Origin of the sequence: Pseudanabaena sp. BC1403 (genome assembly GCF_002914585.1) — a bacterium.
Classification (GTDB): Bacteria; Cyanobacteriota; Cyanobacteriia; order Pseudanabaenales; family Pseudanabaenaceae; genus Pseudanabaena.
On the sequence record NZ_PDDM01000020.1, the window covers coordinates 50,387 to 76,108 of the forward strand.

Sequence of the window (25,722 nt, forward strand, 5' to 3'; positions counted from 1 at the left end):
TATTTTGAAATGTATCCTGATGTTGAAATACATACTAAGGATGTTGTTGATTGGGTGAATTCAAAATATCTAGAGCGTACTGGGAAAATATTTAGAGACCCTGACAGAGGGATTAGATCTTTATACCAAAAAGGGTTTCTTCAAAAAATAGCAAAAGGAGTTTATAAGTACGATCCTAAATATGCCCAAAATAAACGCCAAGCAGATTTTACGATCACGCAGAAAAATGAAATTTTGAAGCGTGATGGTTATAAGTGTGTAATTTGTGGCGCTGGTCGAGAGAATGGTGCAGAATTGCACGTTGATCATATTAAACCAAAAGATATGGGAGGTTTAGCTACAATTGAAAACGGTCAAACTTTGTGTAGCCAGCATAATTTCCTCAAGAAAAATCTTAAGCAAACTGAGACAGGAAAAAAGATGTTTATTCGCTTGTATGAGCTTTCTAAGAAAGAGGGGAATCTGGAACTACAGAAATTTTGTATAGAAATTCTCCAGACTTTTGAGGATTTTAATATTAACGGACATATCGAATGGGAAAAATAGTGTTATGGCGCAAAAACTGATTTACGATCGCCATATGCCAAATACCACATCAAATATCAGAATTGTGTTAGTCGAGACTGCGGGGGCACGAAACCTTGGCTCAGTGGCAAGGGTGATGAAAAACTTTGGGTTGGCGGAGTTGTGGTTGGTGAATCCGCAATGCGATCGCTTTAGTGATGAAGCACAACACATGGCAGTCCATGCCCCAGAAATTTTAGAAAATGCAAGGATTGTTGATAGTGTGCCAGATGCATTAGTTGGCTGCCATCGAGCGATCGCCACCGCAGGGCGCATCGACAAAGGTGAGATGAAAGTGACTGATCCCCATAAAGGTTTGACTTGGTTAATGCAAGCCGAAACTAGTGCGATCGTCTTTGGTGCAGAGGATCGTGGCTTAAGCAATGCCGAAATCCAGCATTGCCAGCAAGTGATGCGAATTCCCGTCAATCCTGAATATCCTTCACTAAATTTGGCACAGGCAGTTGGTATCTGTTGCTACCAACTGCAACTGATGCAAGAAAGTATTAGGGAAAATTCCCAATGTCATGAAAATTTGACTAGCCAAATCGCGCAAGATTTGATAGAGTCAGCACCCATAGACCTTGCTACACGCGCAGACCTAGAAGCTTGCTATCAGCAACTTGAAGCAGTATTACTGAAGATCGGCTATGTTTATCCGCATACCGCCGTTCATCGATTGCGAAAGTTTCGGCACATCTTTGATCGAGCAAATCTGAGTCCATCAGAAGTTGCCATGCTGCGGGGAATTTTGCGCCAAGTTAATTGGGCTACGGCTCATCTTGATTAACTTTCAAATGATTTACGAAGTAAATCATTTGAAAATAGATATGTAGAGACATTTTTGTATCGGAGTTATAAATAGCAGTGGAACCCAGAAACTTTTCATCGCCTGACGCTACCGAAAAAAGTCGAGAAGCGCGTTTAAATAAGTTGCGTGAGCGTCGCGCCAAGGCTGTGACAAGCAATAGTGACTCTGTTCTTAGACCAATTAATTCTGAATCCAAAAGTCGTCTTGGGCGATCGCCTGAATCAATGCGAACACCCGAACCAATGCGATCGCCTGAACCAATCATAGACAATCGATTTAACAATCGTTCAGATCGTAATTATGAAGGGCGACCTGAAAATAAGATAAAGCCATTGCCCAACCGTCAAGGATTTGTCGAAGCTCGTACAGAGCAACGACTCGATCGCTCTGACAATAAAACTGAATTAAGACCACGCAAAAAAGCGAATGGGAGCAATAATCGGGCGATCCCGATCAAGTCACCTATCAAGTCTCTTGGGTGGCAATTCTTGCGTCTCGCGATCGCAGGCATTGGACTAAGCGTGATCGCTGGGACAGCTATCTCTTTCTGGCAAAATCAGCAATCTATTGCCGCAAAGACTACTGCGACAGAATTGGTAGTCAAAGATGATCCAAATAAATCTCAAGATCCTATTCCCCTTGATCTTAAAACTGAGGCAACGCCATTGCTGAGTAAGGTTAAAGACTTAGCAACTAAAGAAAAAGATCTTTCTATGCAAATGATGGTGGTTGATCTCGACTCTGGTGCATATGCTCAAATTGGAGCAAATCAGCCGATCGCAGCGGCTAGTACAATTAAAGCCCCAATTTTGGTTGCTTTTTTTCAAGATGTGGATGCTGGGAAAATCAAGCTTGATGAGCAGCTAGAGATCACTGCCGATGTCAAGGTCGGGGAAGCAGGTGATTTCCAATTTTTACCAACAGGCACAAAAATCTCGGCTCTTGAAGTGGCAACACAAATGATTGTGATCAGTGATAACACTGCGACCAACATGATCATCAAACGTCTAGGTGGGTTTTCCGCTCTTAATCAACGCTTTAAATCTTGGGGACTAAATAACGTAGTGGTGAATAACCAACTGCCAGATCTAGAAGGCACAAATACAATTAGCACTCAAGATATGGTGTCGCTATTAGCGATGCTGGATAAAGGTAAATTGATCGAGCCACGCAGTCGCGATCGCTTCATGGATATCATGCGCCGCCCAATTACAAATACTCTATTGCCCAAGGGTATTGGCGAAGAGGCAAGAATCATCCATAAAACGGGGGATATTGGCTCAGCCGTTGGAGATGCGGGCATTGTTGATATGCCTAATGGTAAGCGCTATGCGATCGCAGTGATGGTCAAGCGTCCAGACAATGATCAACGAGCCAATGAGTTAATCCGTCAGGTTTCACGCGCAACCTATGACTATTTTCTCGGTGGTGGCAGATTACCCGCAAACAATAGTAATTCGGCTCCTAGCAATTCACCTGCGAATTCTACAGAGTCGGCTAGTCCTAGCAACAATGGTAGTAGCGTTATTGAAAATATTACTATTCCTCTACCAAATGCCGCTCCTAATTCGTCTCCAACAAATACCCCAAGTACATCGCCCAGTTTGAACAACCCATCCGAGTTAACTCGCCAAAACCGATAAGCCTAAATAAAGTGAGAGTGCGCCCCGAAGGGGCGCACTCTCACTTTATTTAGGCAAAGCATGTCTGTTTTTTTATGAATGGTCTCGTGGTTGAGAGATATCTGCGGCTTTAGGTTCAGAGACGGGCGAGGTACGATCGCTACTAATACTATTGTGAGGTAGAGGCTGTTGAGCGATCGCCGCTTCGATATTCTCCGCCATAATTGCGCGAGGAACTGCGCCAGTAGTATCGCCGATCGACTGATTAGCGCGATCTAAAAAAATAAATCTGGGAATACCATCAACGCGATATTTGGTTACCTCTGGCAACCATTTCGTGTTGTCCACATTTAACATCACAAAATTCATGCGATCGCGATATTCCTTTTCAAGAGACAGATTATCCGCCGCCATTGACTGACAACTCGAACACCAATCCGCGTAAAACTCGATGGTGGTAGGCTTACCATTTGCCAAAGCCTCATCAATAGGGAGCGCCGCTGCTGCAACAGCATCTAATGATGTACTGCTTTGCTGAGCCTGAAACCCAAAAAATAGGGCTGTAGTCAGCAGGATCGCGGCGATCGCTACTAATAAATTTCGCAATTGATTAGAGCTAGCAGGCGTTGGACTAATTGGATTTTCTGGATTCATAACGATAACTTACGAAAATTACTATTCCCATTATGCCGAGCAAGGTTTGCTCTATGCTAAAGCAATTCTAAAACCCAACAGATAGTAGCGGCACGAAGTGCCGCTACTATCTGAAAACTGTAATTACACAATTAAGGTATGAGTAATTCTGAGAATTCCTTTGATTCATCCCAATATGACCTCACGCAAGCCAAACTAACTTTTAGTGAAAAGCTTGCCTATGGTGCGGGAGATCTTGGTACTTCGATCACCACCAATCTGCTCTCATTCTTTTTATTATTCTTTTTTACCAATGTCGCAGGACTCGATCCCGCCCTTGCAGGACTGGTGTTATTAATTGGCAAAGTTTTTGATGCGATTAATGATCCGATTATCGGCGTACTTAGCGATCGCACCAAATCCAAAATGGGAAGACGATTGCCTTGGATGATCTACGCAGCGATTCCTTTTGGCTTGTCATTTTTGGCGCAATGGCTAGTACCTAGCACCGATAAGATGGTTCTCTTTTGGTATTACGTGATCGTAGGTATCGTGTTTAATACCTTCTTCACGGCGGTTAACCTTCCCTATACCGCCCTCACGCCTGAAATCACCCAAGATTACAACGAACGGACTAGTCTGAATACCTTTCGGTTTACCTTTTCGATTGGCGGCAGTATTCTTTCTCTCTTTATTGCCCAATTGATCTTTGCCTTCTTTAAAGATCCAGCCCGTCAAGCTGGCAGTTGTAATGCGGGCGGAATGCAATATATTGTGCTGGGTGCAGTCTGCGCAATTGTTTCTAGCGTCTCGATTTATTGGTGTGTTTGGGGAATTAAAAGAAGAGCGATCGCTAGCGATCGGCATCGACTCCATAATGAATCCCTTGATGCGGATACTGAAGAGTTAAGCTTCTTGGAGCAATTAAAAATCGTCTTCAGCAATCGCCCATTTTTATTCGTGATTGGAATTTACTTCTGCTCATGGCTATCGTTACAGATCACGGCTTCGATCATTCCCTATTTCGTCGTGAATTGGATGAAGATGCAGGAGAGTGATTTTATTCTCGTGACGATCGCAGTTCAAGGTACAGCGCTGTTAATGTTGCCAGTATGGAGTGAAATCAGCAAAAGATTTGGCAAAAAAGCTGCCTATTTCATGGGTTCAGGAATCTGGATCATTGCGCAAGCAGGACTGTTTTTCTTGCAAGAAGGGCAAGTTGTGCTGCTGTATATCCTCGCGATTATGGCGGGTTGTGGCGTTTCCACAGCCTATCTCATTCCTTGGTCGATGATTCCTGATGTGACGGATCTTGATGAACTAGAAACAGGTCAGCGCCGCGAGGGTATTTTCTACGCCTTCATGGTACTGCTGCAAAAGTTTGGACTAGCAGGTGGTTTATTTCTGCTTGGGATTGGTCTGTCATGGGCAAAATTTCAAGAGAGTGTACCTTGTCAGCCTTTGCCAACTCAACCCGATTCAGCTCTATTTGCGATCAGAATTGCGATCGGTCCCTTACCAACAATCGCCTTGATTATTGGCTTAGGATTAGCATATTTCTATCCGATTACTCGTGAAGTGCATACAGAGATATTGATGCGTCTTGCTGAAAGAAGAAGACAACCAACCGAGCAACAATAGATTTTGAAAAGTGTTGCTCAGCAACACTTTTCAAAATCTATTGTTGTTCAGCTTTGAGCGCAAATCATTTTTTAAGTTGCATATTCAGATTCGAGGAGATCGCTATCCCTCTCCATTTCCATTTCTAAAACTGAGGTGGATTGCTGCGCCTCTTGGAAATAAATAATGTCTTTGCGGGGATCGACTTCACCAGTTTTGATACGCAGATTATCACCAACTTGAATCTGACGTGTAATTCGCATGGGCAACTTCAAACCTAAATCTTCGATCAGGACAAGAGCCAGTTTTTCATTTTCGCGCAGCCAGTCCAGCATCAATGCTTCCCACACCACATCCTTGTTACGGCGCAAATACTCTAAGCTCCAATAGCGCACCGACTGCTTCTCAACCTGATTAGCATCCCAAATCGCTGGATCGATCGCCTGCAAAATTGCCGTGAGCATTTCCGCCGTAAAAGGCAAAGGCTCTTCGAGTAAGAAAGCTTTGATTTGCCAATGGGCGAGTAAATCGCTGTAACGACGGATCGGGGAAGTTACCTGTGCATAGGCATCAAGTCCCAAACCTGAATGGCGCGAGGCATAAAGCCCTAAGGAACCCTTAGTCATACAGCGACAAATCGCAAATTCACGCACGGGGCCTGAAGGTAATTGCATCAATGTGTCGAGGGGTGGCAATTCTGGCTGCTCTTGGTAGCGATAGGGGATCGGAATATTATTAGTTTGCGCGAATTTGGCGGCAACCTCACCTGCAAGGATCATCATTTCAGCAACCAGTTGACGTGAAAATGTATCCTCCATCAGTTCCAAGGTCAGGCGATTGCCATCTTTAGAATCAACCTTAACGCTGGTATCAGGCAAATGAATCTCGATCGCACCCTGCTCAACCCGCCATTTTTTGCGAAGACGGGCATAGGTGGCGAGCTGCTCAAGATCATCTTCCACGCCTAGTTGCAACATTTCTTCGACATCATCATAGGTGAGCCGATAGTTTGGCTTCACCAAACTCGCCACAATCTTGTAATTGGCGATCGCACCTACAGCATCAAGATCGACGGCAAAGGACATTGCATGACAGACTTTACTCTCAATTAAGCTCATTGGCCCAGTCGCTAAGTCCATCGGGAACATCGGGATCACGCCCGTGGGCAAATAAACACTCGTCCCGCGCTTACGAGCATCTTTGTCTAGAGGACTTTCAGGATCGAGCCATCTAGTCGGATCGGCAATATGAATCCAGATACGTTTACTGCCATCTGCTAGTGTCTCAATGCTCAGTCCATCATCAATTTCTGTGGTGCTGATATCGTCAATCGTATAAACATGGAGATGTGTGAGATCTTGCCGCAAATGCTGCATGTTATCGGGAATTGGAGCAGTAAAACATTCTTGGGCAGCAGCAATTAATTCATTCGCAAACCGAATCGGAATTTGGCTACGCAGTAAATTTAGATTTTCATGTTCGCCCCAAATGCCGAGATCAACGAGCATTTGAAATGCTGACTGTTCATTCTTGGAACGCTTAGCAAAGCTCAATAGTTCTTGGGCAGTAGCTTTGTCTGAGGCTTCATCCCCATGAAGAGCGTAACGCTCTAAACAATCTAACCGACTGCGATCGCTAGTTGTCCATGCCACGACAGCACCTGAGAGTTTATCAGTGATCTTTTGCTGAAACTCTTCAATCAACTTAGCCCGTTGGGCAGCAGCTTCCGCTTGATGTTTTAGCTCTGAAACTTGAGAAAGCGATCGCGGCTCAAAGAGATCACCTTTTTGCTTAAAATAAATTTTGTCATTACTGAGTAAGCAGTAGGAAGCGTAAGAAGTAACAGCCGATAATTCTGAGAACAGAAGATTAGCAAGATCGTTGGGGCTAGTTGCTTGGTTATCTTCAATCAAAATTTCCCATGCGACTTCGAGGCTAGAAGGATCAAGAAATTTTTCGATTTTTTGCAAAAATGATGGGATTTGCAGATGGTTGAAACTTGTACTTTCACCACTAGCTTTTACTATGTAATTAATCTCGCGTGGATGGATGGTGTGGGTATTGCCATTTTCATCGATTGCTTGAAAATGTTTTTTACCTTCAGGGCGATCAATTACGACAAGGCGGCGATCGCCATGCAATTTCACTTCGACTAGCGTACCTTTTTCCAAAATTGCCCCTTGTCCACCAAAGCCAAAAATTTTCTTTAATATTCTACCGTTTTATACCAATTCTCGAAAGTACGGCTACACTTCCAAGAATTAAACATCAAACCCAGTAAGGTTTTTGGAATTCCCAATAGCTGTCGCCATACAAACCCAAAAAACTAGAGGCAGCGCTAAGCGCTGCCTCTAGTTTTTTGGGTTTAGTTAAACAAAGTAAAGGTGATGCCTAAGTATCGCCTTTACTTTGTTTAACTAAACAATGTCGTATTGCATAGTGTCAGCGATCGCTCCGACAGCTGAAGCTGCGATCGCGGGCTGATAAGCACTAAATGCTTCTAACGTTGAATTTACTGGTTGTTTTGGAGCTGCAAGCATAGCAGTACCCAAAACCAGAAAGGCAATACTAGATTTAAGGCTAAAAATGCTATTCATCTTCATATTCCTCCAACAATTTTGTCCCAACGAACGCAATGACTCAAATTTGCGTTTTTTTGTTTCCTATACAGTAGCTGAGCAGCATCTATAAACTTGTTTCACTACGACTAATTGAAAACAAACTTAGCCGCAAAAAATTACTGTAGTTACACTCATGATAATTGCTAAAACTAAATGAGCGTGTAATTTAGATATCAAGTTTGCAGTGATTATAGTCACATATGGCATTGCTGCTATAAAGTAAGCGCTATGAGACTATAAAGTAGTGCGAAACATTTCTTACTACTCTATGGGCTTTATCAAAAAGTGCAAAGCTCTAGATGGGTGATTTAATTTTGTGGATAAAGTCTTTTGATAAAGCGATTAATTTGAGCTTGAGCATGTGCCTTAGCCTGTGCAGAATTAGCAGTTGCAATTGTTGAAATATCAGTCCCTGTAGGATTTATGGCTGAATTAATTTGATCATTATCAACAACTTCAGCCTCTTCTAATAACTGCTCAGCGATCGCGTCAGTGGGAATTTCCATCTGAGTTTCTGTAACTGTACGCTCGACAGAATTAGCAACGACACTCTCAGAAGTTGCTGTGACACTTGTATGCACATAGGTCTCTGTGGTTGATCGCTCAACAATATTGTCAGAAATACCGTTGGAAATACCATTTGAAGCATTTACATTTGCCTGACTGAAGCCGATCCCATGTCCGAGATTATTGACTAGAGGTTTCGCCGATGAATAGGTATGTGTGAACGAATGATTTGTTGGTGGAGTGTAGTTATTGTTAATCTCTAATTCTTGAGCGATCGCAGGACTTGCCTCTTTCTCGATCGCACTTTGCTCTAACCCACTGATCAAAGAACAAGGCGGCACGATCGCCCCTTTCGCAATTACCGCACGCACGATCGAACTCGAAGCGCCAATACATGCACCTTCCCCAATTTTGCTAGTTCCATAAATCAGAACCCCAGCCCCTAAATTTGCTCCAGCTCCAATTTCCAGTACCCCGCCTTGGGCATGAAGCACAGCTCCCATACCAATACAAACACCCGCTGCGATCGTAATCTTTCCACCCTGATCCGCTTGAATTAATACGCCTGATGCGATCGCTGCCGTCTGATCGATTACTACATCACCACAAACGTAGGAGCGAAAATCTCCGATCGGTTCTAAAGGTGGTAAGTAGTTCGATGGCATTACTTTCTAAATTCTCTAATTCGCTGACTTCAGCAGCGCTTTACGCTAAATCAAAACCGAATATTTTAGCTAAAAGTATTGCAAAACAATACTTTCAATACATAGAGAACCTCGCTTTGCGAGGTTCTCTATGTATGTTACTTAGCAGGACGATGGATGATGCCTTCAAATACGCGGCGCTTGGCTTTGGTGTCAATACCAAGCAAACGTACATACTCATCACCATGCTCAGCCAAACAAGCTTCCAAAGCACGAATTACTTCAGACTCATTTGATGCTGCGATCGGTGAGCAGCTAAACCAAGAGCTAGTGCGGAAATGACGCTCATCGGCATGTTCAGTACCAATCCGATAGCCCTGAGACAAAAGTTGACGAATACGCGACATCATATCAGCGCTAATCTTGCCAGCACTGCCACCACCATAAGAGCTATTGCTAGAGTTGCTGACTTTAACCGCAGTGCGGGTTGCGGTGATTGGTTGACCGCCTGGACGATGAACCAGCAATTCCACGACGCGACGTTTTGCTTTAACATCAACACCAACTAGGCGGACGTACTCATCACTGTATTCAGCAATATAATTTTCTAGAGCTGCGATCGCGGCTGGCGCTTGTTTAGCGGTAATGGCAGGCAGAGTCTGCCAAGAAGTTGTACGAAAATGACGCTCATCAGCATGTTCAACACTAATGCGGTGACCTTGTGCCAAAAGCTGACTTACTGTGATTGATAAGTCATTAGCAACACCCTTACCATTAGTGGCACGAGGGGCACTATAGCTCGCTGCGCCATTTCCATTAGATTGAATATTCACAGCTTGGCTATCAGCACGTTGAATGATCACTTCAAGAACGCGGCGCTTTGCCTTAGGATCGACCCCAACCAAGCGGACATACTCGCCTTCATGCTCAGCAAGAATGGTATTTAATGCAGCAATCACTGTAGATTCGTTGGATGCATCGATCGCAGGGCCAGTCATCCATGCTGCGGAACGGAAACGACGTGCATCAGCATACTCAGTACTGATGCGATAGCCTTGAGCAAGCAATTGTCGCACTTGACCTGAAATATCAGCACTGGCAGCACCATTCGAGGTTGCTTTGGATGCGCTATAGCCATTGCTAGATCCATTACTGGATGTTGCATTAGTGATTACAACAGGCTTATCACTGGGGCGCTGAATAATAGTTTCTGAAACACGGCGCTTTGCTTTGGGATCAACCGCAACTAAGCGGACATATTCGCCTTCATTTTCAACTAAAGCAGCTTGTACAGCGTTAATTACTGTTGTAGCTTCAGATGTATGTGGAATAGCGTGAGATTGCCAAGATCCACTGCGGAAGTGACGTACATCTGCGTACTCAACTGCTACATGGTAGCCCTGACCTAAAAGTTGTCGTATTTGCTGCGCTAAATCCCCATTCATAGGTTCGTTCCTCTGTGCGTTTGTATTTGTGCTTGTAAAATTTATCTTGGTCTGATTTGTCTGGTTAAAATCTTGCGTATTAAAATCTTGCGTATTAATTTGCGTATTAACACTAGCGCTTGGTTGTGGCGAGTTCTGTTGTTTTTGGCGAATCGGTGTAATGCAGGCAATATCAGCAGCACAGCGATAACCTTGCCGCAAGGACTCGTTGATACCGACAACATGACTCGCAAATTTTTGGTCTGACTCCCGCACATTTGGTAGCAGATCGGCTTGTTGCTGCGTTGTAATCACTGCACCAGAAGGAACATATTTGCCCGCAGGAATTTCTACATCTTGGACAAGAGCATGTAAGGAAATAATGCAGCCGTCTCCGACTCGCGCATTAAATACGGTCGAGCGGAACCCGATAAAGCAATTATTGCCAACAAATGCTGGCCCATGGATTAGAGCCATGTGCGTGATTGAGGTGCTATCACCAATCCAGACGGAATATTCTTTGCCGTCGTCGCCAACCACACGACCTTTTTCTAAACCATGGATAACTACGCCATCTTGGACATTCGTACTATTACCAATATGAAAAGGATTCCCCTCATCGGCACGAATCGAGGTGCCAGGGGCAATCAAAACATTAGCGCCGATATAAACGTCGCCAATCAGATTGGAAAAAGAATGAACGTAGGCGGATGGATCGATTTTGGGTTCTGCCAAACTCCTAGACCAAGGTGTAGGGGGGGCAGCAAAGCTACGAACTACCATAGTGAAACTGCACTTTTAAGGTTTATCTATATCTTGATTGTCAAAAATCGAGAGTATAAGAACTTAAAAGCACTCCTCCAAATAACAACTTAAGCTACGACATCGGAGAACTATTGTTTACTAGCGCTGATTGCCAAATACATTGGAGATGAATTATTTTAGCGATAAATAATTTATTAACAAATAATTAATAAATGTCGCTATTGCATTCTCTCGCTGTATTTTTTGCTATAGAGAGTGCGATCGCTCAGGCTAACTGTGTCGATAATGGCGATTACTGCCGCATCAATCGGACGGTTTTCGCTGTCTCGCACTTGTCTTGCGCCACTACCACGGGTAAATAGCACCCACTCATCTACGCCAGCACCAACTGTATCAGTGGCAACTTCATAATCTGGGAGTAGCTGCCCTTGCAGATCAACAAGTTGCAAAAGCAGAAACTTAGTCCCAGACAAATTGGACTCTTTGTAGGTACTGACGACCGTACCGTAAACTTTAGCGATTTGCATATTGTTATAAGTACGTGGACAGATGCGAAAGCAAAAAAGTCAATCGCTAAACTAAATCGGCAACAAACCAAAGCGAAAGGCGATCGCGCTAGTTAAGTCCTAACTATGGACGGTTCATAGGACGGATAGAGTTTACATTGTCACGGAACTGCTCAACTTCTTCGGTGTAGCGAATAGGTAGAACATACTCAAGGTTTTCGTGAGGACGCGCAATGATATGTGTGGAAAGTACTTGTCCGCCGTTTACACGCTTGACGGACTCAGTACCTGCTGCTACTGAAGCTTGTACTTCGGATACATCGCCACGAACGATAACGGTGACACGACCACTACCGATCTTTTCGTATCCAACTAAGGTTACGCGAGCTGCCTTGACCATGGCATCTGCTGCTTCTACAACGGCAGGGAAACCAAGGGTTTCAATCATTCCAACTGCGATCGCCATAATTCATGTTCTCCTAGAAAAATAAATAATGAAATTAATGAAAATTTAGTCTTTCGATACTTTTTTTTGAAAGTCTTTTTGAGACAATCGGATAAAGCAATCAGATATAGCAAGTCTAAAAAGCAAATTGTTCTACTTCTCGCGTATAGCGAATAGGTAGTACATATTCTAGGTTTTCGTGTGGTCGAGCAATGGTGTGAGTCGAAACAACTTCGCCCCCATTAACCCGATTTGCACCTTCAACACCAGCAGCAATGGACGCTTTCACCTCAGAGATATCACCTCTGATAATGACAGTTACTCGTCCACTACCAATTTTCTCGTAACCCACAAGGGTGACACGAGCAGCTTTGACCATGGCATCGGCCGCTTCTACAATTGCGGGAAAGCCTCTAGTCTCGATCATTCCAATAGCGATCGGCATAATTTAAGCCAGTATCCTTACGAATCTCTAAAAAACTGAAGTTCTCGCGGTTGTATCTATCAAAAGATGTAGATGCACGAGCGCAACTATTGATCTTAGCTACGATCGGTTCGCTTGAAACATCAATTTTCAAATTTTTAATACGAAATAAAAATGAGATGACGCTTGGCGCACTTTTGAAGCTACTTTTTTGGGAGTAGCTTTTCGCAGCTAATTTACAGAATTTTTTTGACTTGTTGTTGCAATTATTTACTTAACATAGTTATTAAAAAAATAATATATAAGTATTTATTACTACAGACATAGCCTTTGTAAATCTGAATAATCAGAGAAACTGAATAATATTAATATATTCAACTCTATCTTTATATCTACGATAACGAGTGGCGGTACATTTGACAATATAAGCCGTCATGATAAATCTAAATAGTGGATATAATCTGGGCTTATTTCCTTGGCAAGGAATTATTTTGGGCTGAAAATTCTCTTTCTGTACTATTTTGCAATCAAGGATCCAAAACTAAAACAAATATATCTGTAGCCAATTGTATTAAGACATATCAAAACCCAAAAGATGAGAGGCGGCGCGAAGCGCCGCCTCTCATCTTTTGGGTTTTATGTTCCTCAAAAGAATGACTACAGCTATAGCAATAAACCAATAATTTGTTTTTGGGAGTGGTTAGCGATCGCTGATCGAAATAGTCTCTACTTCGGCAATCTCTAGATTAGGTAATTGGACTAATTCTCTTTCTTGTTCCTGTAAAGCGATCATCGGAATATTTACAGGTATCGGTGATTCGAGCCAATATTCTGATGTTGGTAAGGTTTCTTCAAGATCGTCAAGAGGGCGGGGAATAATCATCAAGGTATGAAACTCACCAATGCGCTCGGCTTCATACATGCCTGCTTCGATCGCGATCGCCACATCAGCGACATTACCGCGAATAATTGCTGTACATAGTCCTGCCCCGATCGTTTCATAGCCTGCTAGATGCACATCTGCTGATTTCAACATCATGTCAGCCGCTCCCACCATCGCTGGGAACCCGCGAGTTTCTAGCAACCCGATCGCCTGATTACTCAGACGGCTATAGCGCCCATCAGTTAACTGACTAAGGCGAGTGCTAATTGGCAAAATCGCCTCTAAATTAGGATAGGGGCGGGGAATTACAATCGTGGAGACTAATTGTCCAAATTCTCTCGCAGTTTCTGCACCAGCCTCTACTGCCATACGGACATCAGTAATCTGTCCGCGCACGATCGCTGTACAAAAGCCATTACCAACTTTTTCATATCCGACCAGTCTCACAGTTGCCGATTTGAGCATCATGTCAGCTGTTCCCACGATCGCAGGGAAACTAATAGTTGAAACCATTCCCAAAGCACTTCCTGAGAGATCGATTCTTTGAGATGCACTACTAGACATTAGCTAACACAATGATTAAAAAATTTTATGATGAAGCCTAAAGCAATCAACACTACTCTGTATCTTAACTGATATGGCAATTGCTAGGAACCTAAAGATGAAAGGCGGCGCGCCGCGCCGCCTTTCATCTTTAGGTTCAATGTGGCGATCACAATAAGATCAGCTAACTAAATATTTTAAGCTACAAATATTCTAAAGTTTACCTGTTAGAAAAATAATACATAGACAAATAGTCTAGTAAATAATGAGGTCTTCAGATATCTTTAAGATATGGAGTAATTAGGCTATAAAAACCCATACTATAAGAGCAATATATTTTAAAACTGCGTTCACAACGGTCTGAAGATAGGAAAATGCAACTGCCTGAAGCCTTGCCTAAAAAAGAGTACGTCCTAGTTATTGATGATACGCAGCCTAACTTACATTTACTAATAACTATGTTGACACGTAGGGGTTATGAAGTAATTGGTATAAGTGATAGCTTAAAGGCAGTTTCAGCCGCACAGACTGAAATGCCTGACTTGGTAGTTTTAGATATTAATATGCCCAATATGAATGGGTTTCAGGTCTGTGAGCAATTAAAATCTAGCGATCGCACTCGTGATATTCCTGTGATTTTTATTAGTGCTCGGGACGAAGTTTTAGACAAAGTACAGGCCTTTGCAGTGGGCGGCGTTGACTATATTACTAAGCCATTTCAAATTGCAGAAGTACTGGCAAGAGTCGAGAATCAGCTCACACTAAGAAGATTACAAAGACAGCTACAAGAACAAAATGAACGACTCAAGCAAGAAATTGATAGTCGGATTATTGCGGAAACTTTACTGCAAGAGGCAAATGAAAAATTAGGGCGCTTAGTTAATTTAGATGGTTTAACTCAGCTTGCCAATCGCCGATGCTTTGATGAGTATCTAGATCAAGAGTGGCAGAGACTAGCAAGAGAGCGTTTGCCTTTGTCTTTGATCATGTGTGACATTGATTTTTTTAAGAACTATAACGACACCTATGGGCATGTGGCTGGTGATGATTGTCTACGTAAAGTTTCCCTTGTGATCAAGCAATCTGTACATCGTCCTGCGGATTTGGTGGCGCGTTATGGCGGCGAGGAATTTGTGATTGTGTTGCCGAATACTGACATTGAAGGCTCTATAGCAATTGCTGATATTATTCGGCAGAGCCTTCAAGAGTTAGCAATCCCCCATGAAGATTCAGCAGTTAGCCAGCTTGTAACGCTAAGTATGGGCGTAACTTCTTTGGTTCCTGTGACCGATTCTCACCCTTCGGTGTTGCTGACGGCTGCCGACTATGCGCTATATCGAGCGAAAGAGTTAGGAAGAAATCAAACTTATCAAATTGGCTAAATTTTAAGAAAAGATGTCGCGAAGCGTCGCCTTGTCTTAAAATTCATCGTTTTCAGGGGAAGTAGAATCACGTCTCAACAAATTATCAATATCCTGCCAATTAACAAGACTAGCGACCGTATCTTGGACTAGCTGACCTTTATGTAAGCAAATTAACCGATCGCACCATGTTTGGACTAAATCAAGCTGATGATTGATCATCACCACCGTTACTGGTTGGGGTAATTGGGTTAACTCAGTTAGAACATCTAGTAATAAATGCGATAATCCACGATCCAAAGCTGATGTGGGCTCATCCAGTAATAGTATTTCTGGCTCCATGACTAAGGCTCTGGCGATCGCTACCCATTGTCTTTGCCCAAGCGATAACTCTAGCTCTGCGCGATTTAGTAATTTGGGATCAAGCTGCAATTTGTCTAACCATTTTTGCGATCGCGAGTTAATTTCACTCTGAGTCAAATTTTGTAGCTTTAAAGGATAGGCGATCGCTTCAGTAACAGTCATTCCTAATAAGTTCGGCTCCTGTGGAACCAGTAACACTCTCCGCCGCAAAGTTTGAATAGGAATTTCTTGGATATTTTTGCCCCTGAGAGTAATTGTCCCCACAGATGGATCCGTTAAACGATTGAGCAGCCGCAAAAATGTCGTTTTCCCCGATCCTGTTGCGCCAATTAGCGCAGTTTTACTCCCTTTAGTGATCTCAACAGAAATATCCATCAAAAGTGTGCGAAATTTAGTTTGATAGCTCACTTGGTTTGTAGCGATCGCCACATTTTCAGGAAGTATCTGAGATGGTAATGAAACCTTTTGCATAATGTAACTGTCTTTGAGATTAGCGATCAGGAAATTGGGACGCAGCATTGAATTTATTAAACCCTGTCTCATGATCAATTAGGGAGAACAATCACATATGTATTTATGGAACCTTTTCAAGAAATCTTCACAAAAATTTGTTAGACAGCATCGCCAAAAGCAACTTGCTTTTTTCTTTGCAGGTTTATGCATTTTTGCCCTAGCTGCTCCCCAACTGGCTCCTGCCTCAGCTCAATCAACTCAGGCAACCGTGCAGGAAATCCTTGATGGCAATCAAGTTTTTATCCAAAATAAGCGAGCATCTCTAAATGATGTTGCAAAACAGCAACAGCAAGTTCGGACTGGCAATTCCAGAACAGCACTTCTGTTTAATACTGGTGCAGTTGCTCGGCTATCAGCTAATTCAGTGTTAAGTATTGGACAATGTGCTCGCCTCAAGCGAGGAACAATTTTAATCAATGGCGCAGTTAATGCTTGCTCCTCTTCAATTACGACAGGTGTACGTGGCACAACTTATTTACTAGAAGTAGATGAGTCAGGCAACCAACAAGTCAAAGTGTTAGAGGGTGAGGTTGTGGTCAAGCGCAATGCAACTGCAATAGTTGATGAAGATGATGATCTACCCACGACAGATAATAAGCCCACTAATAAACCCACTGATTCCAAAACGAAGATTCCTTCAACTCAAAAGCCTAACGTCACTTCGCCAACTACAGTACCTAAGTTTAAACAATTTGCGGGGCCATCTCCAACAGCAAACCCTCCGATAACTCCACCAAACCCTCCAAACCCTCCAAACCCACCAAACCCTCCAAACCCTCCAAACCCTCAGAATGGAAAACCTATTGAGCCATTAACTGGGAAACCAGCTAATGACAAACCCATACTTCAAATTGAGAAGCCAATATCACCTACGAAGCAGCCAGATGAAGTTGTTTTAAAGTCAGGAGAAAAGCTTGAAGTAGATCTTGGCGGAGCTTTAGGGATCATCCAAAAACTTAGTGAAAATGAATTTTCGTCATTGCTTAAAGGCAACTTATTTGAGGGCTTTACTAATCAAGTCCCTGGGATAGACAAAATTCGTGCTTCATTTGAAGGTCTGTTCCCAGGCGTAAACTTCCCAATTTCAATTCCTGGTATTCCGACACCAAGTATTCCTGGGTTTAGATTACCGTTCTAAGTACTTCAGCATAATTAATTAAACATCTAATACCAATTCACAAAAGTGTGATGACACTTTTGTGAATTAAAAAATAAACCCAGTAAGGGTTTTAAAAGCAAAAAATGGCTTGGACAAATCAAACCCAAAATAAAGAGAGGCGGCGCGAAGCGCCGCCTCTCTTTATTTTGGGTTTGATGTCCTCATTAAATTTAATTCCGCCTAGCTTACTTACTCCCTTCCCACCCAAAGAATAGGCGTTATAGAATAATTAGGCGTGCACGGCTTCGCCGCGCACGCCTAATTATTCACTGGGAAGGGATCAATTTAAAAACCGAGAGGGTATAGGAAGATTAGAGAATGACTATACTTAAAATAAAAGCACCATAATCAGTGCTTTTTATTTTGCTTTTCAGGATGTTATTCATGGTTTTGAGATGCGCCGAACTTGTTTGCTCTATCAAAGCGATCGCCCGATTCCATACCTCACTGCATGGCAATGGCAAAAGCAATTGGTTGAGGAGCGTAAACAAGCTAGAAGAGACGGGCAAGACTTATCTGATGTGTTATTACTAGTTGAACATCCTGCCGTTTATACTCTGGGACAGGGGTCAAGCTTAGAGTTTTTAAAATTTAGCCCCGATGCTCCTAATATCGAATGTCATCGCATCGAACGGGGTGGCGAGGTTACCCATCATGCGATCGGGCAGTTAGTAGCATATCCAATTTTAAATCTTGACTATCATCAACATGATTTGCATTGGTATTTGCGCCAACTCGAAGAGGTAATTATTCAAGCATTAGCTAAATTTGATGTGCCGTCACAACGTATTCAAGGCTTAACTGGTGTTTGGATCAATCAAGCTGGACAAAACAAAAAAATTGCTCAAGTTGGGATCAAAGTTAGTCAATGGATCACAATGCATGGCTTCGCATTAAATGTAAATATGGACTTATCAGGTTTCGATCGCATTGTTCCCTGTGGAATCACAGATTGCCAAGTTTGTAATCTTAATCAATTTGTGCATGATGTGGAGATTGAACAAGTGAAAATTGCGATCGCAAAAACATTTGCCCAAATATTTGATCTGGAATTGCAATTTTATGCGATCGATTAACCCAAAAAGTATAGTCAATTGGGATAAAACTCTATTTGCATTTAGATTAAACCTAATCGTCAATTTCTCCTGGTTCATATAAAGTTTCAAAGCCTAATTTATCCAAGCAACGATCTGATGACCATGGTCTCATAATGGCTCCACAAGAGCTATCTCGATAAAGTCTTTCTAATGAGAAAGTCTTTAGAAGAGACTGACCACCACAAACTCGAATAGCTAAGCGACTTAATTCATTAGAATTTTCCATGATTGTATAGTTGGCAGCATAAATTCTTAATCTTTTCGCTTTGCTTGGATTAAATTGAGTCTCATGAATTACTTTATGAAATAGAGCTTTGGTTTGCTCCAGTTTAATAAACATTTCTGCAACTACAAACTGTTTTATTTTTTCTTTTCTACGTTTAATCGGAGGTATTCCTTCTACTTCTCCACGGAGATATTTAACTGTGAAATCATAAGCCGCTTGGGCAATACCCATATAAGTAGAAGCTAAAGTAAAAAATATATATGGATAGTATTGAGTAAGTTTGAAGTAAATATTATTTGGTAGTAGCTGAGCATCATCATTGACAAATACGTCATTAAAAATCAAAGTGCGAGAAACCGTACCTCTCATTCCTAAAGGATCCCAATTGCCTGTGACCTCTACACCTTTAGCATGAGCAGGAATAGCTAAATAAAGGGTATCTTCAACAGATGCCATATCTTTTTGTTCAGTACAAACTACACCATAGTAGTTAGCAGATCCAGAAAGCGAAGCAAAGATTTTTGTTCCATTAATGATCCATCCACCATCCACCTTTTTGGCTCTTGTTTGATAGGATTTGCCCATAGAAACCCCTGCACCTGCCTCAGAAATAGGCTGAGAATAGATAGCTTTTTCTCTCACTATTCTTGAGAAATGCTTTATTTGATAAAGCTCACATTCTTCTCTTTGCATTTCGGTCATTGGGAGTTCTTTACTCAACACTAACCATAGAGTTGAGCAAATGTGCATATTATAAGTAAGAGCTGTAGCACCACAATAACGAGCTATTTCAGCCGATATTAAGCAATAAGTAGCAAAATCGGCACCCATTCCTCCATACTCTTGGGGAATACATAATGCTAGAAGCCCATTCTCACTTAAATCTTGATAATTTTCGTGGGGAAAAGTGGCCTGTGCATCATACAAGTGTGCACGAGGCGCAAAATTTTTAATACCCAATTGTCTTACTGTCTCAATTAAGTATTTTTGCTTGCTTGTCAAATCTTCAAAGTCCAATTTTGATATCCCAATAAATTAGATAGAGGTAGTTACAGCGGACTTTTGGTCTTACTCAGTCTGATTGACGGAGATATCGACAAGTATCGTATTGACAGATTAAATTGATATTGCTGGAATTTTAACGCAAAGATGATTTGATTTCAATATTTAAGGGTAAATTAACTTAGATTCCCCTCTAAGTTAAATGAAATTGCAAAAATAAATTTAAGCAAAAATAAATGAAAGAGCCACTTAGGGACTTGCGAGAAAACAAAGTACCAAATGCCTTAGTAAAGTTTGCAAAGAGCATCTCAAGGTCGTGCAAACCTTTGCCGAAATATTTAATTTAGAAATACTTCAACAAATCACCAGACAGTTTTGACAGGATACTGTGAGATCGCGAATCTTAAGTATCAAGTAATATTTTCATGCCAATTAGCCTAGAAAGTCAGCAAGAATTTCTTCGGGTAATGGAGCATTAAAGTCGGGAGCGATAAAGATTTCACCTTTGTCTTGTCCTGCTAGTCGAGCTTGGCGCTTCTTTTTGCTAGGCGTTATTGTGGCAGCTCCTATACCGTTCTCACAGATAATGATCTCTTTGCCGAGCAAGACTTGTCCCATTAGTTGAGAAAACTGCTGACTGGCTTCGGGGATAGTCATATTCTTTATTAAGAGCTTTCTTCAATGGCGATCGCTAGTGAATATTATGGTAGTTACAAATATAGTTACGAATATTGAGTTGGGTAATCAAGATTCTTTTTTCATACCTTCTGCATCTGAATCAAAGTTAGATGGAAATTTAGTCTCATTACAATATATAGCTTCTTTCAGATTTGCTCGTTGCAGAATTGCTTGACTGAGATCTGCTTCAAGGAAAATGGCTTTCTCTAAGTTTGCCTCACTAAAATCCACTCCTTTAAGGTTAGTCCGTCCAAAATTTGCTTCCCTCAAATTAACCCTCTTAAAATTTGCGTTATTTAAATTTGCTCTAAAAAGTACACTGCCACTTAGATCCAACATTTCATTATGTAAGTCTTTAGTGTAATCGCGTTGTGCAATGACATTTATCGCCTCCTGAATCTCAGGATAAACTCTAGGGTAATCTTTAGGATTTGTAGCTCCACTTGGTGCAAATTCAAGTACCTTGCCTCTAATAAAGGAAGCTATAACTTTCATGACAAGCCAATGATATTCGGGAGAATCTTGTGCAATTTTTGATAAAGCATAGATACCACCTAGTACGACCGTTCTATTGTTTGTTGTTCCCAACTGTTCTACAGCTTTAGAGAATCGATCAGTAAGCAATTTTTTTTCGTTAATCTTAAAGTTTCGATATACATACACTGCACCAATAACAGCCGCAAATGTAGAAATAATCATTACAGCAAGCCTAATTACTTCTATCTTATCTTTTAGATCTAATGACTGCCAAACATGTAATAAATTCATAAATAGTATTAATTTTTTTAAGATTTAAGTGTATTTCAAATAAAAATGTTTCTGTATTTATTGGGAGTTCCAATTAGCTTGTTAATTATTTTGAAAACTCAAACTTAATCCAAGTTAAAATTGAGTCACGGACAAGCCCACAAAAGGGAAATATTATGCCAGTAAGACACCCCCGATACAGCAAAGAAGAATTCGCTAGGCGCGGCGATGACATTTATGAAGCTCAGGTGCGCCCACAGGTCGAAATGGGTAACTATGGCAAAATTGTTGCGATCGACATTGAGACAGGAGCCTTTGAAGTTGCCGATGAGATATTGACTGCAACTGATAGCCTATTCAAACGAATTCCTGATGCTCAACCTTGGATCGTTCGCATTGGAAATCGAGCCGTCCATAGGTTTGGCGCAAGGAGCCTTAAAAAAACCGTATGATTCAGGGTGTAGTTAATCAAAGTTGTGAAGCGACAATTCCACTAGTCATCATCAACGAAAAGCGTCAGACAAAACTAGTTGATGCCGTCATTGATACAGGCTATACAGGTTACTTAAGCTTACCTAGTGAAATTATTTCTGCTCTAGACTTACCTTGGACAGGCGTTGATCGCGGCACTTTAGGCGATGGTAGCGAAGTGACATTTGAGGTTTATGCTGCGACAGTTATTTGGGATGGTCAATACCGAAATATTCCTGTCAATGAAGCAGAGACAGATCCCCTAGTTGGCATGAGTTTGCTTTATGGCTATGACTTACGAATTCGAGCAATAGTAGGTGGCAAAGTCACAATTGATTTGCCAGAATAAATACTATACTAATAAAAAAGCGCCCCCTAGGGGCGCTTTTTTATTAAGAAGTAGCTAGCGTACGACGTTTGGTGACCATGCGGAAGGCTTCGATAATATCGCCTTCTTTCCATGTGGAGAACTTAGCAAGAGAGATACCGCACTCAAATCCAGAGGCGACCTCCTTCGCATCATCCTTAACGCGTCGCAGCGAGTCAAGTACGGCTGTATGCACAACCTCATTGCCACGTTTGACACGGACATTACAGTTGCGGAGCAGCTTACCATTCTGGACATAACAGCCAGCCACAGCACCCTTACCGATCGCAAAGATAGCGCGAACTTCAGCTTGACCAAGGTATTCCTCGACCATTTCAGGATCGAGTAAGCCTTCCATCGCATCTTGGATATCTTCCAAGAGCTTGTAGATGACGTTGTAATCACGGAAATCAACACCCATCTCGTCAGCAGCCTGTCTTGCCCCAGGAGCCATCGTGGTATTAAACCCTAGAACAACTGCCGAGCTTGCTGCCGCCAAACTGATGTCGTTTTCAGTGATTTCACCAGGAGCCGAGAGGAGAATGCGGAGTTGGACTTCGCGCTGAGGTAGATTGGCAAGTGAACCCAGAATTGCTTCGAGGGAGCCTTGGACATCTGCCTTGAGAATAATATTGAGTTCCTTGAGAGCGCCTTCCTTGACTTTTTCAGATAAAGTACCGAGGGTGACACGACGGGAAGCCATTGCTTGTACCAAGCGAGCTTGACGTTGATCCATCGTGCGTTGATCAGCGATCGCACGAGCTTGTTTTTCATCAAGGTAGACTTCAAACTCATCACCTGCTGCTGGGACATCGCCCAAACCGAGAACTTCCACCGCAAAGGATGGCGAAGCCTTATCAACACGTACATTGCGATCGTCCACCATCGCACGCACCTTACCAAAGGCAGCGCCAGCCACAAAGATGTCACCAACTCGCAATGTACCGTTTTGAACCAATAATGTCGCAACGGGGCCTTTTGCCTTGTCGAGGTGAGCTTCGATGACCGTACCTTTAGCCGTACGGTTAGGGTTGGCTTGTAAATCTTCAACTTCAGCAACCAGCAAGATCATTTCGAGCAAGGTATCAAGGTTCTCGCGACGGATAGCGCTGACAGGAACCATGATTGTATCGCCGCCCCATTCTTCAGCAACAAGAGCATATTCGGTTAACTCTTGACGAATGCGATCGGGCTGAGCTTCAACCTTATCAACTTTGTTAATTGCAACAACGATTGGCACTTTAGCAGCACGAGCATGGCTGATCGCTTCAATGGTTTGAGGCTGAACACCATCATCGGCAGCAACAACTAGGACAGCAATGTCAGTAACCTTCGTACCACGCGCACGCATGGCGGTAAAGGCTTCGTGACCTGGAGTATCAAGGAAGACGATTTGTTGTTTCTGACCATTGTGCTCAACATCAACATGATATGCGCCGATATGTTGAGTAATACCGCCCGCCTCTCCTTGTGCAACTTTGCTCTTGCGAATTGCATCAAGCAAGGTGGTTTTACCATGGTCAACGTGTCCCATAATTGTGACCACTGGAGGACGGCGTTGCAGTTTGTCAAGATCCCCAACGTCGATCATTTCCGTCTTGAGAGCAAGCTCGATGACTTCAGGAGAATGGACTTCATAGCCCAATTCCGCCGACACCATTTTGGCAGTACCCACATCGAGGGTTTGGTTGATATTCGCCATGATCCCTTTCATAAATAGGGTGCGAATTACCTCTGTCTCAGAAAGGACTAAACGTTTGGCTAGTACAGCGACGGTCATACCCTCTTCAATTTCTACTGATGTTGGTTTTTCAGGAATAATTTCGACTTGTTGGTGACGGCGATCGCGACTAGGGGCAGATTTTTTGCCCTTTTGCATTGGCTTAATGTCGGCTGCCATGGTTGGCTTTGATGGCACAACTGCTGCCTTAGGACGTGCCGCAGGACGCGCCAGAGACAAACTGATCTGCGCTAGCTCAGCAGCTGCGTCAGCATCAGCCCCATCTTCATCATCATCAGCAAAGTCACGCAAATAGCGCTTCGGCTTATTCAGACGATTCTTTTCTTTAAGCTCTAGTAAATCCTTTTCTTCTTCTTCTTTGGACTTACCTTTACGTTTACTACCCTTACCTGGCAAAGTTGGTTTTTCTAGGAGTTCTGGTAGCGCAGGATTAAATCCACCAGTTGATTCTGGCTTTTTACCAGTTTTGTCTGCAATTACGGGCTTTTCAGGCGCACGCATTAAGGTTGGCATCGGTGGACGCAAGTTATGCGGAGGCTCTGTCGGAGCAGTGATCCCACGTTCGATGAGTACAGAGTCTTTGACTAACTTCGGTCCACGGCCTTGAGGTCTACCACCAGCAGGAACAACAGGTTGTTCCACAGGCTTGTTCAGCTTTGGTTTTTCAGGCTTGTTTACCTTAACTGTTTTTTTGGTTTCCTCGCCTGCGATCTGCTCAATTCTGTCTTGCTCAGAGTAAGTCTGATTGGCTTTTGCCGAAACCCTTGACTCATCTGAAGGTTTTGGCGCAGGAGGTTTTGGCGCAATAACGGCTTTAGGCGCAACGGCTATAGGAGGCTTAGGCCTCTCTGGTGCAACAGGCTTATTCAATTTCACCTGAGGTGGAGACACACTTATTAAGGCCTGTTTCGGCACAACTGGGGGACGCTCAGCTTTTTCTGCTTGTGGTCTCTCAGCCCTTGGAGTCTCTTTACGGGGTGCTTGTTCTTTAGGTGCTTGTTTAGATTGGACGATCTTTGACTTTGTTGACTCGTCAACCGAGATCTTTGCAGGGGTGTATGCAACAGCTTTTTCAGATGATTTGGGTTGAGCTAGCTGCGTAATTAATTCTGTTTTTGATTCTGATGGCGATGCTGGCTGTGAGTCTTTGATCGCTTGGGGATTTACTGGTGGAGTCAATGCTGTTTCTAAGGTCAATTCAATTTTGGGCGCAGGGTTCGGTTCGGACTGTTCACCTTCTGAGACAGAAGGACGGCTGGGAGGCTTGACTAATGAAGAAGCAGGGGGCATGGGCAGGGGAGGGTTAATAACAGCAGTTTTAGCAGGAGTCTCTGAGCTAGGCTCAGCGATCGCACTAGGTGAGTTAAGAGGCGGATTTACAGAAGGTATAGCTCCTACATTACCAGAGACAGGTGGAGTATTGAGACGAATTGTGGGCTTGGTAACCGCAAGAATTTGCTGCTTGGCAATACGAGAATCGGATTCTTTGATTTTTGCCGCAGCCGCAGCCTTCTTTTCAGAGCCCTTAGGTTCGGCAGCTTGATGATATTGAGGGGCTTTGATGCGAACCAATTCCGCCTCTGATTCTGTAATTGTACTACTATGACTTTTAACAACTATATTTAATTGCTCACATACCGCGATTACATCTTTGGTGTCGAGATCTAACTCTCGTGAGAGTTCATATAGTCGAACTCGATTGCTTATACTCATTGCTTACTCTGCCCTGCGTAACTGTTGTACACGGTGAAATTGAATTTACATAGAAGTTGCTTCCTATCTTTTGCTAGGTTGAATTACATTGACTGAATTACATTGACCATAGTTAATCTTAGAAGCGCCTAGCTATTCCTGCTGAACAGGCTAGCGAGTAGGTTTCAATTTTTAAATGAAACTACTATAGCTATTATTACTCATACAACCTAGTAATATGAGATGTTAGCTAATTTGGCTCACAAACATTGGCAAAATCTCACTCAGTTTAC

At 42.7% G+C, this 25,722-nt stretch carries 24 protein-coding genes; 9 read left to right on the forward strand and 15 right to left on the reverse strand.

The window, feature by feature from the left end; all coding sequences use genetic code 11:
• The first annotated feature begins 9 nt into the window (after positions 1 to 9).
• The 3 genes from CQ839_RS17235 (at position 10) to CQ839_RS17245 (ending at position 3,018) form a co-directional block, all read left to right on the forward strand.
• Complete coding sequence (locus tag CQ839_RS17235) at positions 10 to 546, forward strand: HNH endonuclease signature motif containing protein (RefSeq protein WP_103669562.1); 537 nt, start codon at positions 10 to 12, stop codon at positions 544 to 546.
• A 4-nt stretch (positions 547 to 550) separates the two neighbouring features.
• On the forward strand, positions 551 to 1,354 hold the full coding sequence (locus tag CQ839_RS17240) for an RNA methyltransferase (protein WP_103669532.1): 804 nt from the start codon (positions 551 to 553) through the stop codon (positions 1,352 to 1,354).
• 77 nt (positions 1,355 to 1,431) lie between these two features.
• A complete protein-coding gene (locus CQ839_RS17245; protein WP_103669533.1) occupies positions 1,432 to 3,018 on the forward strand; it encodes a serine hydrolase in 1,587 nt (528 codons plus the stop codon).
• A gap of 72 nt (positions 3,019 to 3,090) precedes the next feature.
• On the opposite strand, the gene CQ839_RS17250 is transcribed toward CQ839_RS17245, so the two are convergent.
• On the reverse strand, positions 3,091 to 3,651 hold the full coding sequence (locus tag CQ839_RS17250) for a thioredoxin domain-containing protein (protein WP_103669534.1): 561 nt from the start codon (positions 3,649 to 3,651) through the stop codon (positions 3,091 to 3,093).
• 138 nt (positions 3,652 to 3,789) lie between these two features.
• Between CQ839_RS17250 and CQ839_RS17255 the strand changes: the two genes are divergently transcribed.
• Complete coding sequence (locus tag CQ839_RS17255; protein WP_103669535.1) at positions 3,790 to 5,271, forward strand: MFS transporter; 1,482 nt, start codon at positions 3,790 to 3,792, stop codon at positions 5,269 to 5,271.
• A gap of 71 nt (positions 5,272 to 5,342) precedes the next feature.
• Here the strand turns inward: CQ839_RS17255 and CQ839_RS17260 are convergent, their stop codons facing one another.
• The 9 genes from CQ839_RS17260 to CQ839_RS17295 form a co-directional block, all read right to left on the reverse strand.
• Positions 5,343 to 7,421 carry a ribonuclease catalytic domain-containing protein gene (locus tag CQ839_RS17260; protein ID WP_103669536.1) on the reverse strand — a complete coding sequence of 693 codons (2,079 nt, stop codon included), beginning with the start codon at positions 7,419 to 7,421 and terminating at the stop codon, positions 5,343 to 5,345.
• A 246-nt stretch (positions 7,422 to 7,667) separates the two neighbouring features.
• A complete protein-coding gene (locus tag CQ839_RS17265) occupies positions 7,668 to 7,847 on the reverse strand; it encodes a hypothetical protein (RefSeq protein ID WP_103669537.1) in 180 nt (59 codons plus the stop codon).
• A gap of 332 nt (positions 7,848 to 8,179) precedes the next feature.
• Positions 8,180 to 9,043, reverse strand: coding sequence for a hypothetical protein (locus CQ839_RS17270; RefSeq protein ID WP_103669538.1), 864 nt, complete (start codon positions 9,041 to 9,043; stop codon positions 8,180 to 8,182).
• Between the two features lie 137 nt (positions 9,044 to 9,180).
• On the reverse strand, positions 9,181 to 11,229 hold the full coding sequence (locus tag CQ839_RS17275) for a ribulose bisphosphate carboxylase small subunit (RefSeq protein ID WP_103669539.1): 2,049 nt from the start codon (positions 11,227 to 11,229) through the stop codon (positions 9,181 to 9,183).
• Between the two features lie 200 nt (positions 11,230 to 11,429).
• Complete coding sequence (locus CQ839_RS17280) at positions 11,430 to 11,738, reverse strand: EutN/CcmL family microcompartment protein (RefSeq protein WP_103669540.1); 309 nt, start codon at positions 11,736 to 11,738, stop codon at positions 11,430 to 11,432.
• Positions 11,739 to 11,841: 103 nt separating this feature from the next.
• On the reverse strand, positions 11,842 to 12,183 hold the full coding sequence (locus tag CQ839_RS17285) for a carbon dioxide-concentrating mechanism protein CcmK (protein WP_009625736.1): 342 nt from the start codon (positions 12,181 to 12,183) through the stop codon (positions 11,842 to 11,844).
• 115 nt (positions 12,184 to 12,298) lie between these two features.
• The gene (locus CQ839_RS17290; protein ID WP_009625737.1) at positions 12,299 to 12,607 is read right to left on the reverse strand and encodes a carbon dioxide-concentrating mechanism protein CcmK; all 309 of its coding nucleotides are present in this window, start codon (positions 12,605 to 12,607) and stop codon (positions 12,299 to 12,301) included.
• The gene (locus CQ839_RS25200) at positions 12,576 to 12,740 is read right to left on the reverse strand and encodes a hypothetical protein (RefSeq protein ID WP_181016230.1); all 165 of its coding nucleotides are present in this window, start codon (positions 12,738 to 12,740) and stop codon (positions 12,576 to 12,578) included. The genes CQ839_RS17290 and CQ839_RS25200 overlap by 32 nt, the downstream gene beginning before the upstream one ends.
• Before the next feature lie 546 nt (positions 12,741 to 13,286).
• A complete protein-coding gene (locus CQ839_RS17295; RefSeq protein WP_103669541.1) occupies positions 13,287 to 14,033 on the reverse strand; it encodes a carbon dioxide-concentrating mechanism protein in 747 nt (248 codons plus the stop codon).
• A 353-nt stretch (positions 14,034 to 14,386) separates the two neighbouring features.
• On the opposite strand from CQ839_RS17295, the gene CQ839_RS17300 reads away from it, so the two are divergent.
• Positions 14,387 to 15,394: a PleD family two-component system response regulator gene (locus CQ839_RS17300; RefSeq protein WP_103669542.1), complete on the forward strand. Its 1,008-nt coding sequence runs from the start codon at positions 14,387 to 14,389 to the stop codon at positions 15,392 to 15,394.
• Between the two features lie 36 nt (positions 15,395 to 15,430).
• On the opposite strand, the gene CQ839_RS17305 is transcribed toward CQ839_RS17300, so the two are convergent.
• A complete protein-coding gene (locus CQ839_RS17305) occupies positions 15,431 to 16,255 on the reverse strand; it encodes an energy-coupling factor ABC transporter ATP-binding protein (RefSeq protein WP_258040774.1) in 825 nt (274 codons plus the stop codon).
• A gap of 49 nt (positions 16,256 to 16,304) precedes the next feature.
• On the opposite strand from CQ839_RS17305, the gene CQ839_RS25510 reads away from it, so the two are divergent.
• Together CQ839_RS25510 and lipB are read left to right on the forward strand one after the other, a co-directional pair.
• Positions 16,305 to 17,387 (forward strand): FecR domain-containing protein, encoded by a 1,083-nt coding sequence (locus CQ839_RS25510; RefSeq protein WP_219817801.1) that lies wholly within the window; start codon positions 16,305 to 16,307, stop codon positions 17,385 to 17,387.
• A 416-nt stretch (positions 17,388 to 17,803) separates the two neighbouring features.
• Positions 17,804 to 18,484: a lipoyl(octanoyl) transferase LipB gene (gene lipB, locus CQ839_RS17315; protein ID WP_103669543.1), complete on the forward strand. Its 681-nt coding sequence runs from the start codon at positions 17,804 to 17,806 to the stop codon at positions 18,482 to 18,484.
• 52 nt (positions 18,485 to 18,536) lie between these two features.
• Here the strand turns inward: lipB and CQ839_RS17320 are convergent, their stop codons facing one another.
• From CQ839_RS17320 to CQ839_RS17330, 3 genes are all read right to left on the reverse strand, one after another.
• The gene (locus tag CQ839_RS17320; protein ID WP_374937749.1) at positions 18,537 to 19,763 is read right to left on the reverse strand and encodes an acyl-CoA dehydrogenase family protein; all 1,227 of its coding nucleotides are present in this window, start codon (positions 19,761 to 19,763) and stop codon (positions 18,537 to 18,539) included.
• A gap of 402 nt (positions 19,764 to 20,165) precedes the next feature.
• On the reverse strand, positions 20,166 to 20,390 hold the full coding sequence (locus CQ839_RS17325; protein WP_103669545.1) for a type II toxin-antitoxin system Phd/YefM family antitoxin: 225 nt from the start codon (positions 20,388 to 20,390) through the stop codon (positions 20,166 to 20,168).
• 87 nt (positions 20,391 to 20,477) lie between these two features.
• Positions 20,478 to 21,179 (reverse strand): pentapeptide repeat-containing protein, encoded by a 702-nt coding sequence (locus CQ839_RS17330; RefSeq protein ID WP_103669546.1) that lies wholly within the window; start codon positions 21,177 to 21,179, stop codon positions 20,478 to 20,480.
• 155 nt (positions 21,180 to 21,334) lie between these two features.
• Here CQ839_RS17330 and CQ839_RS17335 point away from each other — a divergent pair, with 155 nt between their 5' ends.
• Positions 21,335 to 21,610: a hypothetical protein gene (locus CQ839_RS17335; protein ID WP_103669547.1), complete on the forward strand. Its 276-nt coding sequence runs from the start codon at positions 21,335 to 21,337 to the stop codon at positions 21,608 to 21,610.
• On the forward strand, positions 21,607 to 21,978 hold the full coding sequence (locus tag CQ839_RS17340) for a clan AA aspartic protease (RefSeq protein WP_103669548.1): 372 nt from the start codon (positions 21,607 to 21,609) through the stop codon (positions 21,976 to 21,978). The genes CQ839_RS17335 and CQ839_RS17340 overlap by 4 nt, the downstream gene beginning before the upstream one ends.
• A gap of 43 nt (positions 21,979 to 22,021) precedes the next feature.
• Here CQ839_RS17340 and infB read toward each other — a convergent pair whose 3' ends face one another.
• Complete coding sequence (infB, locus tag CQ839_RS17345; RefSeq protein WP_103669549.1) at positions 22,022 to 25,450, reverse strand: translation initiation factor IF-2; 3,429 nt, start codon at positions 25,448 to 25,450, stop codon at positions 22,022 to 22,024.
• Positions 25,451 to 25,722: the final 272 nt, after the last annotated feature.

Coding starts and splice junctions, on each gene's coding strand:
- CQ839_RS17300 (WP_103669542.1), top strand. CDS start 14,387: ATGCAACTGCCTGAAGCCTTGCCTAAAAAAGAGTACGTCCTAGTTATT.
- CQ839_RS17240 (WP_103669532.1), top strand. CDS start 551: ATGGCGCAAAAACTGATTTACGATCGCCATATGCCAAATACCACATCA.
- CQ839_RS17305 (WP_258040774.1), bottom strand. CDS start 16,255: ATGCTGCGTCCCAATTTCCTGATCGCTAATCTCAAAGACAGTTACATT.
- CQ839_RS17335 (WP_103669547.1), top strand. CDS start 21,335: ATGCCAGTAAGACACCCCCGATACAGCAAAGAAGAATTCGCTAGGCGC.
- CQ839_RS17275 (WP_103669539.1), bottom strand. CDS start 11,229: ATGGTAGTTCGTAGCTTTGCTGCCCCCCCTACACCTTGGTCTAGGAGT.
- CQ839_RS17265 (WP_103669537.1), bottom strand. CDS start 7,847: ATGAATAGCATTTTTAGCCTTAAATCTAGTATTGCCTTTCTGGTTTTG.
- CQ839_RS17285 (WP_009625736.1), bottom strand. CDS start 12,183: ATGGCGATCGCAGTTGGAATGATTGAAACCCTTGGTTTCCCTGCCGTT.
- CQ839_RS17295 (WP_103669541.1), bottom strand. CDS start 14,033: ATGTCTAGTAGTGCATCTCAAAGAATCGATCTCTCAGGAAGTGCTTTG.
- CQ839_RS17255 (WP_103669535.1), top strand. CDS start 3,790: ATGAGTAATTCTGAGAATTCCTTTGATTCATCCCAATATGACCTCACG.
- CQ839_RS17235 (WP_103669562.1), top strand. CDS start 10: ATGTATCCTGATGTTGAAATACATACTAAGGATGTTGTTGATTGGGTG.
- infB (WP_103669549.1), bottom strand. CDS start 25,450: ATGAGTATAAGCAATCGAGTTCGACTATATGAACTCTCACGAGAGTTA.
- CQ839_RS17280 (WP_103669540.1), bottom strand. CDS start 11,738: ATGCAAATCGCTAAAGTTTACGGTACGGTCGTCAGTACCTACAAAGAG.
- CQ839_RS17270 (WP_103669538.1), bottom strand. CDS start 9,043: ATGCCATCGAACTACTTACCACCTTTAGAACCGATCGGAGATTTTCGC.
- lipB (WP_103669543.1), top strand. CDS start 17,804: ATGCGCCGAACTTGTTTGCTCTATCAAAGCGATCGCCCGATTCCATAC.
- CQ839_RS17250 (WP_103669534.1), bottom strand. CDS start 3,651: ATGAATCCAGAAAATCCAATTAGTCCAACGCCTGCTAGCTCTAATCAA.
- CQ839_RS17325 (WP_103669545.1), bottom strand. CDS start 20,390: ATGACTATCCCCGAAGCCAGTCAGCAGTTTTCTCAACTAATGGGACAA.
- CQ839_RS17340 (WP_103669548.1), top strand. CDS start 21,607: ATGATTCAGGGTGTAGTTAATCAAAGTTGTGAAGCGACAATTCCACTA.
- CQ839_RS17290 (WP_009625737.1), bottom strand. CDS start 12,607: ATGCCGATCGCTATTGGAATGATCGAGACTAGAGGCTTTCCCGCAATT.
- CQ839_RS17330 (WP_103669546.1), bottom strand. CDS start 21,179: ATGAATTTATTACATGTTTGGCAGTCATTAGATCTAAAAGATAAGATA.
- CQ839_RS25510 (WP_219817801.1), top strand. CDS start 16,305: ATGTATTTATGGAACCTTTTCAAGAAATCTTCACAAAAATTTGTTAGA.